Source organism: uncultured Methanobrevibacter sp., assembly GCF_946184425.1.
In the GTDB taxonomy this organism is placed as follows: domain Archaea; phylum Methanobacteriota; class Methanobacteria; order Methanobacteriales; family Methanobacteriaceae; genus Methanocatella.
In genome coordinates, this window is the sequence record NZ_CAMHFP010000002.1 from 20,020 (window position 1) to 39,512 (window position 19,493).

Annotated in this window: 8 protein-coding genes; 5 read left to right on the forward strand and 3 right to left on the reverse strand. The window is 35.4% G+C overall.

The features are described from left to right. Positions 1 to 83: 83 nt before the first annotated feature. From Q0P94_RS00340 to Q0P94_RS00350, 3 genes are all read left to right on the forward strand, one after another. A complete protein-coding gene (locus Q0P94_RS00340; RefSeq protein WP_295112274.1) occupies positions 84 to 6,590 on the forward strand; it encodes a right-handed parallel beta-helix repeat-containing protein in 6,507 nt (2,168 codons plus the stop codon). A 358-nt stretch (positions 6,591 to 6,948) separates the two neighbouring features. Beyond that, positions 6,949 to 14,454 (forward strand): Ig-like domain repeat protein, encoded by a 7,506-nt coding sequence (locus tag Q0P94_RS00345; protein ID WP_295112489.1) that lies wholly within the window; start codon positions 6,949 to 6,951, stop codon positions 14,452 to 14,454. A gap of 99 nt (positions 14,455 to 14,553) precedes the next feature. Further along, on the forward strand, positions 14,554 to 14,883 hold the full coding sequence (locus Q0P94_RS00350) for a TIGR04076 family protein (protein WP_295112277.1): 330 nt from the start codon (positions 14,554 to 14,556) through the stop codon (positions 14,881 to 14,883). Between the two features lie 258 nt (positions 14,884 to 15,141). Here Q0P94_RS00350 and Q0P94_RS00355 read toward each other — a convergent pair whose 3' ends face one another. Then, positions 15,142 to 15,777: a CatA-like O-acetyltransferase gene (locus Q0P94_RS00355; protein ID WP_295112280.1), complete on the reverse strand. Its 636-nt coding sequence runs from the start codon at positions 15,775 to 15,777 to the stop codon at positions 15,142 to 15,144. Positions 15,778 to 15,852: 75 nt separating this feature from the next. On the opposite strand from Q0P94_RS00355, the gene Q0P94_RS00360 reads away from it, so the two are divergent. Together Q0P94_RS00360 and Q0P94_RS00365 are read left to right on the forward strand one after the other, a co-directional pair. Then, complete coding sequence (locus Q0P94_RS00360) at positions 15,853 to 17,184, forward strand: FAD-dependent oxidoreductase (RefSeq protein WP_295112283.1); 1,332 nt, start codon at positions 15,853 to 15,855, stop codon at positions 17,182 to 17,184. 25 nt (positions 17,185 to 17,209) lie between these two features. Further along, on the forward strand, positions 17,210 to 18,190 hold the full coding sequence (locus Q0P94_RS00365; RefSeq protein WP_295112285.1) for an Mrp/NBP35 family ATP-binding protein: 981 nt from the start codon (positions 17,210 to 17,212) through the stop codon (positions 18,188 to 18,190). Here the strand turns inward: Q0P94_RS00365 and Q0P94_RS00370 are convergent. After that, the gene (locus Q0P94_RS00370; protein WP_295112288.1) at positions 18,187 to 18,582 is read right to left on the reverse strand and encodes a hypothetical protein; all 396 of its coding nucleotides are present in this window, start codon (positions 18,580 to 18,582) and stop codon (positions 18,187 to 18,189) included. The genes Q0P94_RS00365 and Q0P94_RS00370 overlap by 4 nt on opposite strands. Before the next feature lie 5 nt (positions 18,583 to 18,587). Continuing rightward, positions 18,588 to 19,484 carry a peptide-methionine (S)-S-oxide reductase MsrA gene (msrA, locus tag Q0P94_RS00375; RefSeq protein ID WP_295112291.1) on the reverse strand — a complete coding sequence of 299 codons (897 nt, stop codon included), beginning with the start codon at positions 19,482 to 19,484 and terminating at the stop codon, positions 18,588 to 18,590. Positions 19,485 to 19,493 lie beyond the last annotated feature (9 nt).

Consider the following 19,493-nt stretch of genomic DNA (forward strand, 5'->3'; position numbering starts at 1 on the left):
TTTTTCTTAATAATATAAATATTATATTATACATAAATAATAACATTCTCGATTAATATTTAGTGTAAAAGGAGAGAATTGTTTTGACGTTTAAAAAGGAGATAATTACTATTTTATTAATTATCTGCGTGCTTTTTACAATTTCGGCAATAAGTGCAGCTGACAGTGGTGATGAAGCTGTAAGCGTTGCCAATGATACTGTGGAAGTAACAGGGGTTAATGTAAATAGTGAAAATATTTTACAAAAAAGTAATAATGATGTTGAAATTTTGGGGGACACGGACGATGGAAGCTTTGCTGCTTTGCAGACTAAGGTAAGTGGTGCTTCTGGAAAAGTCCTATTGGAAAATGATTATGAATATATGAGTACTGATACAATTACGGCAGGTATTGATATAACTGTGAATAATTTGGTTATAGATGGTCAAGGCCATAAGATAGATGCGAAAGGCCATACAAGATTTTTTAATGTTAATTCTAATAGTGTAACCATTAAAAATATTACTTTTGTCAATGGTTATTCTTCTGATGGACCTGGAGCGATATTTGCTGATAATCAAAATGATATTTGTAATAATGTTAAAATTCAAAATTGTACATTTATAAATAACCATGGTCTTGATGGAGCTATATATTACTACTATGCTTGGGGTAATTCTATCACTGACTCAACTTTTATAAACAATACTGGGTCTAATACTGGTGCGGTTCGTTGGATTTATTATGGTGGAACTATAGATAAATGTATTTTTATAAATAACACTGGTTCTAATGCAGGTTCCATATATTGGTCAATATATTATTCAAATGGAGTAATTTCAAATTCAATTTTCATTAACAATTCTGGAACTTATGATGTTTTATATAATAACCAATATGCTAGTAGCTATGGTAATACTCTTACTGCAGAAAATAGCTGGTGGGGTCTGACCAAGGACAATTATAAAACTGCAACTCCAAAGGTAAATTCTGCTTTGAAAATAAATAAACAATATGTTTTAGATTTGAATTTGGACGGCAATGGAAATGCTTTTGTATCATTAAATAATTTATTGGAAAATGGGGTTTTAAGTGAAGATACAAACTATGCTTTACCTACAATTGATTTGGATGTTAAAGGAGAGGATATTGAAGTTCCTTCTAAAGTAAAAATTGATGGTACCGGGAAAAATACAATCGTTTACACTCCAGCTGATTCATATTTATTGACCGTCGGTATCAGTGGTGCTGAAATAACCCGAGGAGTTGATCCTACTTTCATTTCACTGCAGAATAAAATTAATAATGATATAAGCGGAGAATTATCATTAAAACAGGATTACAATTATGATTCTGATAAGGACAGCAGTTTAACCAGCGGCATTGAAATCACTAAAAGTTTAACAATTGATGGTAACGGACATTTCATTGATGCAAAAGGATTATCTAACATTTTTTACTTTAATGATGAAACAGGCTCTCAGGATTTAATCTTAAAAAATATTATTTTCAGAAATGCAGTCGGTACAGATGGTGCTGTTGTATACTTTAAGGGAAATAAGATTGAAGTAATTAACTGTACTTTCACTAATAATGATGCAAGTGGTCAGGGTGATGTATTATATATCAATGCAAACAGTAATGAAAATAAAATAACAGAGTCAAGTTTTATAAACAATGTCGGTTCTAATTCTGTAATTTATATGAGTCCTACCACAATAGCTAATATAGATAATTCAATATTTATCAGTAATGATGCTACTTACAATGTTGTTGGATCAAGTGATGTTGTAGCTGATTATAACTGGTGGGGTAATACAGCTCAAAATTATGATACTTCAATCACTAAAACAGACGGCATAACTGTTAATAAATGGTTATTCCTGAATATAGAGGCGGACCCAGCTACTGAAGGTACTGCAACAGTATCTTTAAATAATCTTTTTGACGGTAACGGTAAAGGCAATTATGACAGCTATGCACTACAGGCCATAACACTTAATCTTGGTGGTACACATGCACAGTGCAATCCGACTGCTGTAACTCTCAACGACAACGGTCAAGCTGCTTTCGGGTTTGCAATGTTTAAAACTACTGCAACATTAACTGTCAGTTATGAGGATATAACTGTCAATAAAGAACTGGAATATGTTATTGTCTGTAACGGTAGTTTTAAGGAATTGTATGATCTTATTTGGTTTACTCCACAGGAAGGAGTTCTAAACCTTGAACATGATTTCAAATTTATTGACGGTGTAGATACAATAAAAAATGGAATATTTTCAAATAAAGACATTACCATCAACGGAAATGGTTATACAATTGATGGTGATAAAAAAGCGTGCATATTCTGGTTTAATGAAAATCATGTAACTTTAAATAATATTACATTCAAGAATGGGGTTTCTGATTATGGTGCTGCAATTTATCACTCTGCCCAATCTTTAAATGTGAATTACTGTACATTCATAAACAATCAGGCTAGTGATTACGGTGGAGCGGTTTATAATTATGGCGGTACAAATTCCTTTATTAACTGTACATTTATCAATAACTACGGTAACAGAGGAGGTGCAGTTTATGATAATGGTCCTGTCAACACTTTCATCAATTCCACTTTCGCAAATAATCGCGCTTCAACAGGTGGTGCAATATATAGCTATGCAAGTGGCAACACTGACTTTGCAAACTGTACATTTGAAAACAACAGTGCAACTAATGCCGGGGCTTTATATATTTATCATTCATATGTTGATTCAGATAATTGTACATTTAAAAACAACACTGCAAATCAGGGAGCAGTATCATATACAACAGGATACAGAAATGTGATTACAAACTCCAAATTTATTAAAAATATTGCAAAAGCAGGTGCTGTTATTTATGATGCAAATACTAATGTTGCGTCAGCAGATAAATGTATTTTCATTAACAATACTGCAACAACAGCTTTAATTTATGTAACTGGAGGTTACACTCTTGAAAATTCCATTTTATTGAACAATTCCGGAGAATATGTTATCAATTCAGCTATTCCACAACAGTTCTTTGCCAATTATAACTGGTTTGGAAACAATATGACCAACTATGACCAAAAACCTAATGTTCCTGCTAATCTGGCAATGGGTCCATGGTATGTTTTAGATGCCAATGCAACAAACGAATATGCAACAATTTCTTTAAACAATCTATATGATGGTACAAACCTCATCAGAGGATATTCATCTTACGATCTCCCGAATATCACATTAAACACTGAATCAACTAATCTGGATGTTCCAGATACAATTACACTAAATAAAACAGGGAAAACAAATGTTGCATATACATTAAATGGTGAAAAAGGATCATTAACAGTTAAAAACACCAATGCAGTAGCAACAACAGAAATTATGGCTGGAGATTTTAATATCTTGCAGAAACTTATAGGTGAAAATGATGTAGTTGAGCTAACACGCAATTATACTTATGATTTATTATTTGACACTATCACAGAAGGAATTGTTATTGACCGTGACAATGTCATAATCAAAGGTAACGGTTACATTATTGATGCAAAAGGCCAGTCCAGAATATTCAAGATAACAGGTTCAAATGTCGTAATCGAAAACATTACATTCATCAATGCCAAAAGCGATGAGAATGGTGGTGCAATATACTTTGACGGCGAAAGCGGAACCGTAAAATCATCCATATTTACAAATAACACAGCTGCAGGCGGAAGTGCAATATACTGGATAAAAAACAATGGAAAAGTAAACGACTGTGTATTCATTGACAATCCTGGAGATAATGCAATTTATGCTCCAAGCGACTTGAATGCTGATTATAACTGGTTTGGAAATAACGCTTCCGATTACAATAAAAACATTGCAAAAGTTGAAGGATTCACATTAAACAACTGGTATTTCTTAAATATTACCTTAGGACAAGCGGCTGCAACAATCAATTTGAATAATGTCTACAATGTTTTGGATGCAACAAACAGCACAAATGAAAATTGCGCTTTAGGAAACCTGAACCTGACATTAATTGGAGAAAACCTGACTGTTCAGGACAGTGCGGTTTTATCTAAAGGAGTTGCTGATGTTCCTATTGCTCCAGTATATAAGGACCTATCATTAACCGCAAGTTTCGGATCTGCTTCATATAATAAAAGCTCTTCTATACAGGGGGACTTTGCTATTTTACAGGAATTAATCAGTGCAGCCGGTGAAAACGGTGTTGTCAATTTAGACCGTAATTATAATTATATTATAGGTGCGGATACTGGATATACTGGAATTAGGATATCCCTTAAAAATTTAACAATCAACGGTAACGGATTCACTGTCAACGCAAATGGCAAATCAAGAATATTCAATATCGAAAACGCTCATAATTTAACTATTAAAAACATTACTTTAACTAATGGTTATAGTAATGAACATGGTGGTGCAATTTATTGGAAAGGCGCAAAATATGCTACAATTAGAGATACCATAATTAAAAACAGTCATTCTAATTCACAAGGTGGTGCAATATACCTTAATAGTGGTATTAACAAGAGATTCATTAATGTGACTTTCATGAATAACACCGCTCTTACCGGTGGGGCACTGGCTTTTATGGACCAGCAATCTGGTGACAGCAATTTAATTTATGACTCAACATTTGTAAATAATTCTGCTTCTTCCAATCTTGGTGGAGGTGCAATTTATAGTTATTCTGGAAAAATAAATATCACAAATTCAGATTTCATAAATAATTCTGCATACAGTACTACTCAATCAAATTATGGTGGAGCTCTTTATATTTCAACCACTGCTGATGATGTCAGTATAGTGAATTCTACTTTTAGAAACAATTTCGCAAAAGGTAAATCTACAGCTCACGGTGGAGCAATATATTGGGCGGCTACAGGTAAAACACTTTCCATAGCTAATTCCACATTCATTGGAAATGATGCAAAAGGTGGTACAAGCTATGGTCGTGGTGGTGTATTGTATACTACTGCAGGTACTCACAATATTGTAAACTCAACATTTTTGAACAACCATGCTAAATCTTCAGGTGGAGCAGCTTTTTGTGCAAATAGTGCATCTCAAACCAATTTCAGAGATTCAATATTCCTTGGAAATTACTATTCCTCATCTCAAGCATTTCCAAGTGTTGTAGGTAGGACTTCCGGTAAGTATAATTTCGACAACTGCTGGTTTGGAAACACTCCTTCAGATACCGGAAATCGTGGAGTTACTCCAGGTACCTATATAATTGTAAACAACAAATTGACATTGAATTATGAAACAGACCCATATATGGTGGTTGGTGAAGACAGAAATGTCAAATTTGTTTTCACATATGTTGAAAATGGTGTAAATAAGGTTTATGATTCATCCAATCTTCCTAAGGTAAATCTTACACTTACACCTTCCAACGGAAAAGTTAACAAGAACAATGCATTAATGGAGGAAAATATTTTATTCAATGCAGACCAAAGGGAAAATGTTAAAATAACTGCTTCATATAATGTTGCTTCATTAACAGTTCCTTTTGAAGTAAAATATTCAGTTAAAATTATAGCTGCAGATGAAATTACCATTCATGTTGGTGATGTTGATGTTGAGGTTCCTGCAGAGTTAAGTGAAAGTGCAGCTACTGGTGTTATAAATTATCGTGGAGGAGATGAATTTATAGATGTTTTGGCTAATGGATATGTAACTGGTCTTAAATACGGAACATCTGTTTTAACAATTTTTTATACTGGTGATGATAATTACGCTCCGGTTAGTGTTAACGTTATTGTAAATGTAGTTAAAAATTCTGCTTCAATCACTGTAACTGATGAGAACCCTATACATATTAAAGTAAATGATGAGAATATCCAGCTTAATTATACTAAAGTAAGTGATGCAACCATTAACTTCGTTAGTAATGACACAAGCGTTTTAGAAATTGACCCTGCAACCGGTGTAATGACAGGTAAAAAAGGTGGAGTAGCAAATATTACAATTTCACTTCCTGAAACAGATAAGTATGAAGCGAAAAGTGTTAACATAATCGTCACAGTCGACAAAATTGATGCAGATATTAGTGCTGAGCCGTTTGAAGTGAGTGTTCGTGAGGAAAAGTTAATTGATGTTAATGTTCCTGGTGATTTTGATGGAACTGTTTCTTTTGTTAGTGCTGTTCCTGATAATCTTACTGTTGATACTGATGGTAAGGTTACTGGTAAAAAAGGTGGTGAAGTTGTTGTTACTATGAGTTGGGCTGAAAGTGATAAGTATCTTGCGGGTAGTGCTGATGTTAGTGTGAAGGTTAATAAGCTTGTTCCTACTATTTCTGTCGGTGATATTGGTTCTATTGATGCTGATGAGTCTGTGAGTGTTGTTGCAAGTGTTGATAGTGGTGCTGAGTTGACTTATGTGACTAATGATTCCAGTGTTGCAAGTGTTTCAGGTAATGTGGTGACTGGTGTTATCGGAGGTAAGGTCAATATTACAGTTCGTGCTGCTGAAACTGATGAATATCTTGCAGGCAGCAAAAATATCACAATCACAGTTAACAAGATATCACCAAACATTCATGCCGACAGCATCGAGGTCGATGTCAACGCAAACATTCAAACCTGATGACTATAACGGCATCATAACTTATGAAAGTAAAACTCCATTAATTGCAGGTGTTGATGAAAATTCAGGTAACGTAACAGGAATTTCTGGCGGAACTGGAACTATAACCATTAATTGGGAAGAAACTGCAAAATACAATGCAGGCAGTTATGATGTAACTGTAAAAGTCAATAAAATAACTGCAGATATTAGTGCTGAGCCGTTTGAAGTGAGTGTTGGTGAGGAAAAGTTAATTGATGTTAATGTTCCTGGTGATTTTGATGGAACTGTTTCTTTTGTTAGTGCTGTTCCTGATAATCTTACTGTTGATACTGATGGTAAGGTTACTGGTAAAAAAGGTGGTGAAGTTGTTGTTACTATGAGTTGGGCTGAAAGTGATAAGTATCTTGCGGGTAGTGCTGATGTTAGTGTGAAGGTTAATAAGCTTGTTCCTACTATTTCTGTCGGTGATATTGGTTCTATTGATGCTGATGAGTCTGTGAGTGTTGTTGCAAGTGTTGATAGTGGTGCTGAGTTGACTTATGTGACTAATGATTCCAGTGTTGCAAGTGTTTCAGGTAATGTGGTGACTGGTGTTATCGGAGGTAAGGTCAATATTACAGTTCGTGCTGCTGAAACTGATGAATATCTTGCAGGCAGCAAAAATATCACAATCACAGTTAACAAGATATCACCAAACATCAAAGTCGATCCATTCGATGTTGATGCTGACAGTACTAAGCAGATTGTTCCTGTAAAACCTGGTGATTATAGTGGTGAGATAACCTATGAGAGCAATAATACATCCATCGCATCTGTTGAAGGTGACGAGGTCACAGGTATTTTCGGAGGCAAAGTCAACATAACAGTCAGCTGGACTGAAACAGAGAAATACACCGCAGGCAGTTCAAACGTAATTGTTGTAGTCAACAAAATTTCACCTAACCTTCATGCGGACGCATTGGATGTTGAATTCAATCATACCAAATCATTAGTTGTCACTTCAGATAGTGAAGGCGGCTTGACTTATGAAATTCAGGATTCAAGCATTGCCACCGTAGATGGAACAGGTAAAGTTACCTCAAATAAAATCGGACAAACCACTGTTAAAATAAGCATAGCCGAAACTGAGAAATACACATCCGACGAGGTGGATGTTATTGTTAATGTTATCAAAACATCCCCAAATCTCCACACTGATGTGATTAGGGTGAAAGTTGGAAACACAGAAGAAATTCAATTAACATATCTCGGTAATGGGACACTATCATTTGAAAGCCTGGATAATGCTACTGTGACTGTCAGCAACAACGGCAAGGTCACAGGTATTGATAACGGTGAAACAAAAGTCAAAATAACAATTGCGGAAAGTGAAAACTACACTTCCCAAACAATTGAAGTTCCTGTAATTGTTACCAACAAGGAAATAGGTAAAATCAACATTTCCTCAAACCAGAAATATATGGTTGATGTTGATGGAAAAATCATAATTAATGCAACTACAAACAGCGACGGAACTTTAAGCTACACTATCAATGATACAAGTGTTGCAGTTTTATCCGGCAATGAACTGACAGGTCTCATTGGAGGAAAAGTTAAAGTAACAGTTACACTCCCTACAACCCACGACTATGTTGGTGAGGTTAAAAACATTACAATTACCGTAAACAAACTCACACCAACTGTCACAATCATCAATGGTGAAAATGACGAAGTCGATGTCGGTAAAAACATCACTGTCAATGCTCAAACATCAGCTGATGATATGGGCGATGCTAAACTAATATTTGAAAGCAATGATACTGATGTGGCAAAAATTGATGAAAACGGAGTTGTGACTGGTCTTAAAGGAGGTGTTGTAAACATTACCGTAACAAGTCCTGAAACTTCAAGATATTCCAAAGGAATCAAAAACATTACAGTAACAGTCAATAAACTTGAATCAAATATTACAGTTAACAATGGAGAACCTGTTTCTGTTGATGTGGACAGGACTGTAAACGTTAATGCAACCACCAACAGCAATGCGACAGTTGAATTTATAAGCGCTAATGTTGACATTGCAAAAATTGACAGTGAAGGTAATTTGACAGGTGTTACTGGATATGATGTTGTAATTACAATCAGTGTACCTGAAAACGAATGGTATCTGGCAAAAACTGTTTATGTAACTGTTAAAGTTAATAAGCTTACTCCAAATATCACTATCAACGACATCGATTCAATTAATGCTGATCAAACTGCAGTAATAGTCGCTACTACAGATAGTGACGGTGAAAAGTCATATGAAATCAATGATACCACTGTTGCAGCTTTAAATGGCAATGAATTGACAGGTATCCTAGGTGGAAAAGTCAATGTAACCGTGAATGTGGCTGAAACTGACAGGTATGTTGCAGGAAATCAAAGCATTGAAATAACTGTCAATAAGATTTCTCCAAAAATCAATGCAAGCGATATTGAGGTTGATGTTGACAGCACCAAAGCAATCGATGTCAAAAAGCCTGATGATTATGAAGGTATAATCACTTTCACAAGTTCCGTTCCGGAAAATGCAACAGTTGATGCAAACGGAAATGTGACAGGTATTTTAGGTTCAAACCAAACAGTTACAATCAGTTGGAGTGAAACAGACAAATACACTTCAGGAAGCTATTATGTAAATGTAATTGTCAACAAACTCAAACCAACATTGGAGGTTGCTAAAGATTCAGTCTCAGTAGATGTTGACAAATCCATCTCAATCGGATATGACTATATTGGCGAAGGTGCAGTAATTTTCGCTTCAAGCAATACAAGTGTTGCAACCGTTAAAGGAGGAACAGTTACCGGAATAATCGGAGGTGAAGTAACAATTACATTAACTTCAAAAGAAACTCCTAGATATCAGTCCGTAAGCAGGAATGTAACTGTAACTGTTAATAAACTCACTCCTGAATTCACAGTCAATAACGAAGAACCGATTTCCATTGATGTATATGGAAGTGTTGATTTAAATGTTACCACTAATAGTGACGGAAGCCTCAGCTTTGAAATTGTAGATGATTCAATTGCTGATTTAAATGATGTTACTGTAACAGGTAAAAAAGGTGGAAAAGTAAACGTAACTGTAAGGGTATCCGAAACCGAAAGATATCTTGCAGGCAGCAAAAATGTAACAGTCACTGTAAACAAGCTCATTCCGAATATCAAAATTTTAAATGATCCATTTTCCGTAGATGTTGATGATACTGCTGATATAATGGTTGACTTCTCAGGTGATGAACGTGGAGTCTCATACAAATCCAATAATGAATCAATTGCAGTAATTGTAAATAACAATCATGTTTCAGGAATAATTGGAGGTCAGGTGAACATTACAGTAACTGTTGGGGAAGACGAAATATATGAAAAGTACAGCAAAAACTTCACATTGACAGTAAATAAGTTAGCTCCGACAATCACTGTAAACGGTGAACCTATTTCAGTGAATGTGAAAGATGGAGTGTCAATTATTGTAAGTGTCGACAGTCCTGGAGATGTAACATTCAAGGTCAATGATTCATCAATTGCCACAGTAAACAATGACGGACTTGTAGAAGGTCTGAACAGTGGCATTGTAGAAATTACAATCAGTGTTGCTGGAACTGACAAATATCTTGCCGCAAACAAAACAATTAATGTAACTGTCAATAAGGCTCCAACTGTCATTAATGTGGTCAGTCCGATTCAAACACAGTACAATGATACAATTTCACTGAATCCGGGTATTTCAACACAAAACGGACATGACGTAAGTGAAGGAAACATTACATACTACATTGGTGAAAATCCAATTTCAGATGCAATATCCATTGGTGATGAGTTCAGATGGACTGTAAAATCCATTGAAGAATTCAATATCACTGTAAAATACTCAGGATCTCACAACTACCTTCCATCCGAAGCAAACATTACAGTCAAATCCAAAAAGGCAACTGTTAATGTTGTAGTTGAAGTTGAAGATGCGGTTTATCCTAATGCAATAACTGTCAAAGTGACATCTGATGTCGACGGAAAATACACAGTCATCTTAAATGACACACAAAACACTAAACTGACAGTGGATGTAGTTGGAGGAGTAGGTGAAAACACAACCTTCCTTAATGCAGGTAACTACTCAGCTGAAGTTTCAGCATTTGACTATGAAAACTACACAGTAAACGCTCAAAACGATACATTTAAAATTGAAAAGGCAGACATCAACGTGACAATTGTCGTTGATGAAATTGTCTACGGCAGCAATGTGACCGGTTACATCACGACTGATGTTGCTGGAACTTACACAGTAAACATTGCAGACAAATATTCATTCGATATTGAAGTCAGCGAGCCTGACAAGGAAATTTACTTCAATGAATATGTCTATCTTGATGTGGATTCATACAATGCAACTGTAGCAACCCCTGAACAGGAAAACTACAACAGACAGAAAAATTCAACAGCATTTAAAGTAATCAAAGCCGACAATCATATTGAAGTAAGTGTCATTCCTTCAACCTATCCGTTCAACGTAACAGTTCAGGTAACCGCAACAGCAGCAGGAATGTATAAGGTCGACATTAACGGAACAGTTGTTGAAGTCCAAGCAAATACCACAGGCACAAGTATTCATTTGGCTGCAGGTTCATATTATGCAAACATTACAGGATATACAAGCAACAACTACAATGGATTGACTAAGAACACTACATTCAATGTTATCAGGGCACTTGCTGTCATTGTCATTGAAATCGATGACACCACACTACCTGGAGATGTATTTGTCAAAGTAATCTCAAACATGCCTGACACCTATAACATAACAATCAACGGAACCTACACAGTTCCTGTAACAGTTGATGAATATGGTGAAGGAAATGCAACAGTCAGTTTACCTGCAGGCATAGGATATGTGGCAACAACCACATTTGCTGATATTCAAAACTACACTGTAAAAATTACAGAAGTAAAATTTAATGTAAGCAAATCAGACAATAACATAATTGTTGTTGTTGAAAATATTGACTATCCGAACAATGCAACTGTCAGGGTGATTGCTGATGTCAACGGAACATACACAGTAGACATTAACGGAACCGTGGTGGATGTCGAAGCTAACGGTGAAGGAAAACATGTCTCATTAGATGTAGGAAGCTATAATGCAAATGTTGTGGGATATGTCAGTGATGATTACAACGCAATCATTACCAATGACACATTCACAGTATTTGGAACAAACAATGTGAAAGTGGAAGTTCCTGAAATTGTATACAACGGTGAGGCAACAATCAATGTCACTGCTGATGTCGACGGAAACTACACAGTCAAAATCAACGATGAAAACGTAACTGTTGAGGTAATCAACGGTAAAGGATCAACAACAATTGAACTTCCTGAAGGTTCATATGCAACATCAACTTCTCTCGGTGATGAGGTATACCATAATGATGTAGATGAGTCAGCATTCTATGTATTGCCTAAGGACATCAAATACGAATTGACAATACGTGATATAAACTATCCTGAAAATGATACAATCACTTTGATTGGTGAAGGAAATGTAACAATATCCGTCGAGTATTACCTGGTCAAATTTTTCAATACCACAGGATACTCATTCGATGTATATGTTAACGGAGTTCCTAGCATGATTGGTGAGCCTGTCCAAAAGCAATTCACAAATGTTAAAGATATTATAATTTCCAAAACTTCAAAAGTGAATATAACTGTTGTCTACAAGGACATAGTAAATAATATCACAGTTACAAGCAATGCCCTGACTTATGATATTACAGTCAAAAATTCTACAGTTTCAGCTGTTGCAGATGACATATCATACACCGATAATGCGATAATCAACATCAAAGCCGGTGAGGACGGAACATATGATGTTATAGTTAATGGCAAATCATATGAGGTAAATGTGACTGATGGAGTTGGAAGCCTTGATTTGGGTGTGCTTCCGGCAGGGGAATATGATGTTTCAATTGCATCTAGAGACAATGCAAGCATCAGAAATGTCACTTCATTTACAATTTCCAAAGCGGATGACATTGAACTTAACACTAGCGTATTCAATGAAGAGTTGACAATTACAAATTCAAACAATGCAACTGGTAAATTGACAATTTCAGTAAACGGAACTGATTATGAAGTAGAATTGGTAAACGGTACTGCAAAAACACCTGTTGATTTATATCCTGGTGAATATCAAGCAACAATCAATTATGCAGGTGATGAAAACTACAACCCTGTTTCCAAAAACATCACATTGACTGTTCCGAAAATTGAAGTTCCTTTCGATGAAGCTGTTGAAATTGAAGTTGTAAATGACACAACCTCTGCAGAAGTGACAGTTAAACTGCCTGGTGATGCAACTGGTGAGTTGATTGTAACTATCGATGGTGTTGAAATGCCTCCAGTTGAAGTAGTAAACGGTACTGCAACAGTCAGAACAGATGACCTGGCTATTGGAAACCATACAGTAAGTGCATCATACTCAGGTGATGGAAAATATGCTCCGATTGAAAACACAACTACATTAACTGTTCCAAAAATACCTACTCCAATCGAAGATGCTGTAAGTGTTGAAATTCCGGAAGGTACTACTTCAGCTAAAATCACTGTAAAATTACCTGAATTCGCATCAGGTGATGTCAATATCACAGTTGATGGCAAACAATACACTGCCCCTATCAACGGTGGAGTTGCAACAGTGACTGTAGACGATATGGCAGTCGGTGAACATAACCTTACCGTAAACTATCCTGGGGACTACAGATATGAGGCTGCAAACACAAATTCAACATTTGATGTTCCTAAAGTGGTCTTGCCGGCGGATAAAACAATCAAAATTGACCTTCCAGTCAATACAACCTCTCCGGTAGTCACTGTAACATTGCCTAGGGATGCAACAGGAAAAGTTACAGTAACTGTTGACGGTGAAAATTACACTGCTGATGTTGTAAACGGTACTGCAAGTGTTGATGTCGGTGATTTAGCTATTGGAAATCATACAGTAACCGCAACATACTCCGGTGATGACAAGTATGCGCCGGTTACCAAAAACTCTACTGTCAATATTCCTAAGGTAACTCCGTCAAAAGAGGACCTTTCAGTAGATGTTACACTTCCTGTCGGTGACAAGGACCCTGTACTTGATATAGGAGTGCCAAGTGACGCTACCGGATATGTATTAGTGGACATAAACGGCTACACATATCACCTTCCGATTGAAAATGGAGTATCCCACATCAACTTGCCTGATTTAAGCTATGGCAAACACAATGCAACCATAACTTATCCAGGTGATGCGAAATATAATCCAATCAGCAAAAACGTCACAATTAACATTCCAAAACCTAAACTGTCCACATTGGACATTACCATCAGGTACACACATAATTACATATACAAAGTACGTGTAACACTTGACGGCAAGCCTATTGTAAAACAATATGTGACATTTAAGTTTGCAGGAAAAACATACAAACGTTTAACTGATGAAAAAGGTATTGTATCCCTTAAGTTGCCTACTGTGAAACCTAACACATATAAGATTTATGCAACCTACAAGGATGTGACAATATCCAAGAATATCAAGGTTGTAAGCATCATACATGCCAAAAACAAGGTTGCAAAAACAACATCCAAACGTATTATCATAAAAGTCTTGTTGAAGTCTGTAAACAAGAAATACATGAGCGGAAAAATAGTAAGTATGAAATTCCTTGGAAAGGTCTACAAGGCCAAAACCAATAGCAAAGGAATTGCTCTATTTACATTCAAGAATGTTGTTCCAAAACTTAAGGTCAACAAGCCATATAAGTTCCTAGTCACATATGGTCAGGACAAATTAACAAGAACAGTTGTTGTCAGAAGATAGAGATTACTTTCTCTATCACTTTCTTTTTTTTTATTTTTAGTCTAATTTTTTCACTATTTTTCAATAGGATTATAGATAATCAGATTCATATATTAATTCATGAAAAAAGTTAAAATTACAATCCTAAAGACTACTTTTCAAGAGGATCTTGCAAAGGAATATGGTATTGAGGGACTTTCAACATGTCCTATGATGAGTGAAGGTCAGGTATATTATGCGGATTATGCAAAGCCTGAAAACTTTTGTGATGAGGCCTGGAAGGCTATCTATCAGTATGTTTTTGCATTGGCTCACGGTGTTCAGGAAATCTGGTATTACAGTGATTGGATTAAAACTCCTGGTGTGGCAATTGTCTCATGTAATGACGGGTTAAGACCGGTAATTATGAAACTGGAAGCAACTGACATTGAATCTGTTGCAGAAGATTAAAAGTAGCTCGTTTATTTTCATAAAATTACTAATTTTCTGTAGACAATTTTATAAAAAATAATATTTTCATTATTATTAATAAATATTATTTTATTTTATACAATATTTGGGGTTTTCCATTTTAAATTCTAATTTTATTTTCAGTGGAATTAAATGAAAAATATAAAATAAATGTAAAAATGCAGTATTCCAAATGAAGATGATTTTTTGAGAATAATTCAAACATGTACAAGGATTTCAAAAAGTAAGTTCAACAACTCAGTATCTGGTTGGTAATTTTGTAAATTCCTCCTGAGCATATTCATAGAAATACCCAAGTTCCCTGCCGTTGACAAAGATATGACTTACTGTAATAGCAACTGTCATTTCTTTATCTTCATTTATACGTCCCCAGCTTATCAACGGCTGGATTTGACGGCCTGTCACAACACAGCTTGTAATTGAGTCAAAATCAATCCATGGGATGCATGAAAAGTTTGCGATGTTTTCCATATCTCTTTTTTCCATATCCACAGTAAATCCCTTATTTTCACCATTCAAAATTGATTTTGAGAGATCTTTAACATAATCATGCCATTCATTGAGGGTATCAAAGTTTTGTGGGGTTTCAACTCTCATTTCCTTATATATTTCGTTTTTCTCATCCATTATTGGTGTGGTTGCCTCAAGATAGTCAAATTCATAAACCTTATTGTTTATTATTCTTCTTTTTAGTGCCGGTACTCTGTTTACTGCATTCATCAGACAGCCCAGACTCATGACAAAAAATGATTTATCGTGTTCATGACACCAATTCCACATTTTTTCCACACTGATTCTTGCAGACATGGTGTATCTGGAAGATTGGAAATTAATGAATGGATTTTCATTTAGATTAAATTCAATTTCTCTCATTTAAAAAACCTTAATCTTTTTATATCATTTTTTAATATATATTATATTGTATAAATCTTTAATGGGTTTGTTAAAATGAAAGTAGTAATCGTAGGTGGAGGAGCTGGAGGAATATCAACAGCTTCAAATATTCGCAAAATTGACAAAGATATAGAAATTACAGTTCTCACAAGAGACAACAAAGTAGCATATTCTCCATGCGCTATTCCTTATGTATTGTCCGGAACAATTGAATCATTCGATGATATTGTTATGAGAACTCCTGAAGATTATAAAGAAAAAGATATTGATGTTATCATTGAGGCAGAAGTGACTGCAGTTGATTCTGATAAAAAAACCGTGACTTATCAAAAGAATGGTAAAGATACTGTCATACCATATGACAAGCTTGTATTGGCTACAGGAGGAAATCCATTTGTCCCTCCAATGCAGGGTGTGGACTTGGATGGAGTATTCAAAATCAGAAACATTGAAGACGGTATGAAAGTACAGGAAGCTATGAAAGATGCAAAAAGCGCAATCGTAACTGGTGCAGGTTTAATTGGTATAGAAATTGCATTTGCTCTTAAAAAACAAGGTTTGGATGTTATATTAAGTGAAATGATGCCTCAAATTGTTCCAAGATCTTTGGATAAGGACATGTCCGACATATTGGTAAAATACCTTGGAATGGAAGGAATTAAAGTTGTATTAGGTAAACCTATCACTAAATTAATCGGTGATGGTAAAGTCGAAAAGGCATGTTTCGGTGATGAAGAGGTTTATGACGCTGACATGGTAATAATGGCAACAGGTGTAAGACCTGAATTGGAACTTGCTGAAATGGCAGGATGTGACATCGGAAGATGGGCAATCATTGTAAATGACAGAATGGAAACATCAGTTGAAGATGTTTACGCTGTTGGAGACTGTGTCGAATCCAGAGACCTTATTTTAGGATTTAATACAATTTCTCACTTAGGAACTACAGCTGTTCGTGAATCAAAAACATTAGCTCGTACAATCTGCGGTAAAAAATCCAAATTCAATCCTGTATTGAATTCAATGGTTTCTAAAGTGGGCAAATTGGAATTTGGTGCTGTAGGATATACCACAAGTTTCGCTCAACAAAACCAGATCAGACCTGTTGTACAAAAAGTGCAGGCACTTACAAGAGCAAGATACTATCCTAATGCAAAACCTATGGACATCAAGGTTATCTGTGACGGTAACGGAACCATTATAGGTTGTCAAATCATAGCTGAAGAAAGGGTAGCTGAAAGAATTGATACCATGACTTTGGCTATTACCGAAGGATTGACCTGCTTTGATTTAAGTAATATGGAATTTGCTTATGCACCACCGGTATCAATGGTTACAGACCCATTAATCCTTGCCGTTGAAGAGGTTAGTAAAAAATTTAATTAAATAAATATTTTTGGAGATGATATTAATGCCAGAACATGGACACGGTCACGGTCATCATGGTCACGGAGGCCAAATGACACCTGAACAACAAAGACAAATGATTGAACAAGAATTGAGAATAGCTAAAAACCTTGGCCAAATCAAGCATAAAATAGTTGTTATGAGTGGAAAAGGAGGAGTTGGAAAATCCACCGTTGCAGCTAACATTGCTGAAACATTACAATCAATGGGATATGCAACAGGAATACTTGATGCAGATATTCACGGACCAAACATTCCTAAAATGCTTGGAATCGAAATTTTAGAACAGGAATTTAATCAATTTCAATTTGATACCTTCAAGGAAATAACTGAAAATGCAATGGCTAAAGAAACTTTTGAAACAAAAGAAGAGGAAGCAGAATTCATCAAGGCAAAACAGCAAGAATACAGCCATTCAATGTTTCCGGTAGTTACTCCAACAGGTTTGAAAGTAATGTCAATGGCATTTTTAATTGACGCTATAGACAGACCTATCATTTGGAGAGGTCCTCAAAAAACAGGCGCTATCAAACAATTGATTTCCGATGTATATTGGGGAAAACTTGACTTTTTAATTATCGATAACCCACCTGGAACCGGTGACGAACCTTTGACAGTTTTACAGACAATTCCTGATGCAGATGCAGTAATTATGGTAACCACTCCTAATGTAGTGTCTCAGGAAGATGTTTTAAAATGTGTAAAAATGGTTGAAATGATGAATATTAAGAAAATAGGTCTTATTGAAAACATGGCTTATTATATTTGTCCTCACTGTGATGAAAAGCTACACATATTCGGTGAAGGTAACGGTAAATTATTTGCAGAAGAAATGGAAATTGAATATTTAGGCGATTTGCCTATTGAAGAATCAGTCTCCAATTCCCCAAATAAAGAGGCAACTATTTCAACATTAAATCCGGATGATGAAGTTTCAAAAAGATTTGAAGAAATAGTAAAAGAAATAAACGAAAAATTTTGTTAGATTAATGTAATGTTAATGATATAACTTACACGAGCTATATTTACGATGTATCCTAAGAAATTAGGATCTTCTTTTAATTTTTTAAAGTAATCAAGTTTTTCAATCACATAATCCTTGTTTTCATCCATCACATTCAAGGAAAAGTACTGCATTCCATTTTTATATTCTAGTGCGTCAGTAAATATTGGAACCAGATACTGCCCGTCATTTGCATATGGAATTTTCACTGGTTTTCCGCCTTCAACAGAAATTATGAATTCTTTATCTGAAATATATTCTTTAATTGTCTGTTCTGTTTTTTCAATTGCTTTCTGGTTTTGATTTTCGCCATGCATATAAATCATGTTGATATGATTTTTAAGCTTAGGATGTTTTATTTCTTCGATTTTCATTATATCTACTTTTTGTTTTTATTGTTAATATATTCTTCAATCTCTTGTTTTGGAATGAATTTCAATGCTGCAGAGTTGATGCAGTATCTTTTTGCCCCTCCAGGTCCGTCATTGAAGACATGGCCAAGGTGGGAATTGGCTTTGGCGCTTCTGACTTCAACTCTTGTGCTTCCATGTGAAAAATCCCTGTTTTTTGTTATTACATCTTCGGAAATGGGTTTTGTAAATGCAGGCCAACCGCATCCTGAGTCAAACTTGTCCTCAGAAGAAAAAAGAAGTTCACCATTTACAACATCTACATATACACCATCTTCATAAAAGTCATCATATTCACCACTAAATGGCGGTTCTGTCATAGAAAGCTGTGTTATTTCATACTCTTCACGAGTCAAGTGTTTGAATTCTTCATCGTTTATTAAATTTAAATCAACATGACAATAGCCCTGCTGATTTTTTTCAAGATATTTCTGGTGATATTCCTCAGCTGTGTAAAAGCATCCAATAGGACCAACTTCAACGACAATTTTTTCACAATCCTCATTCTGTTTTTTTGCAAAAAATTTCAGGATGTCTTCCCTTTGGGATTCCTCCTGCCAGTAGACACCTGTACGGTATTGAGTTCCGATGTCTGGACCCTGACGGTTTAATGAATAAGGATCAATAATCATGTAATATTTTTCTAAAATTTCCTCAAGGGAAATGATTTCAGGATTGTAGGTTACCTTGACACTTTCGGCATGGCCTGTTTTGCCTGTGCATACCTTTTCATATGTCGGTGCCAAATCATTCCCATTAGCATAGCCTACCTCTGTCTGATTGACTCCCTTCAATCGGGATATAAATGCTTCCACGCCCCAAAAGCATCCACCTGCCAAATAGATTACCTTTAATTTTGTATACATATTATTTAA

Excerpts from the sequence above, each read along its gene's own strand:
- Q0P94_RS00360 (WP_295112283.1), top strand. The coding sequence starts at position 15,853 with ATGAAAGTAGTAATCGTAGGTGGAGGAGCTGGAGGAATATCAACAGCT.
- Q0P94_RS00370 (WP_295112288.1), bottom strand. The coding sequence starts at position 18,582 with ATGAAAATCGAAGAAATAAAACATCCTAAGCTTAAAAATCATATCAAC.
- Q0P94_RS00345 (WP_295112489.1), top strand. The coding sequence starts at position 6,949 with ATGAGTTGGGCTGAAAGTGATAAGTATCTTGCGGGTAGTGCTGATGTT.
- Q0P94_RS00365 (WP_295112285.1), top strand. The coding sequence starts at position 17,210 with ATGCCAGAACATGGACACGGTCACGGTCATCATGGTCACGGAGGCCAA.
- Q0P94_RS00350 (WP_295112277.1), top strand. The coding sequence starts at position 14,554 with ATGAAAAAAGTTAAAATTACAATCCTAAAGACTACTTTTCAAGAGGAT.
- Q0P94_RS00355 (WP_295112280.1), bottom strand. The coding sequence starts at position 15,777 with ATGAGAGAAATTGAATTTAATCTAAATGAAAATCCATTCATTAATTTC.
- msrA (WP_295112291.1), bottom strand. The coding sequence starts at position 19,484 with ATGTATACAAAATTAAAGGTAATCTATTTGGCAGGTGGATGCTTTTGG.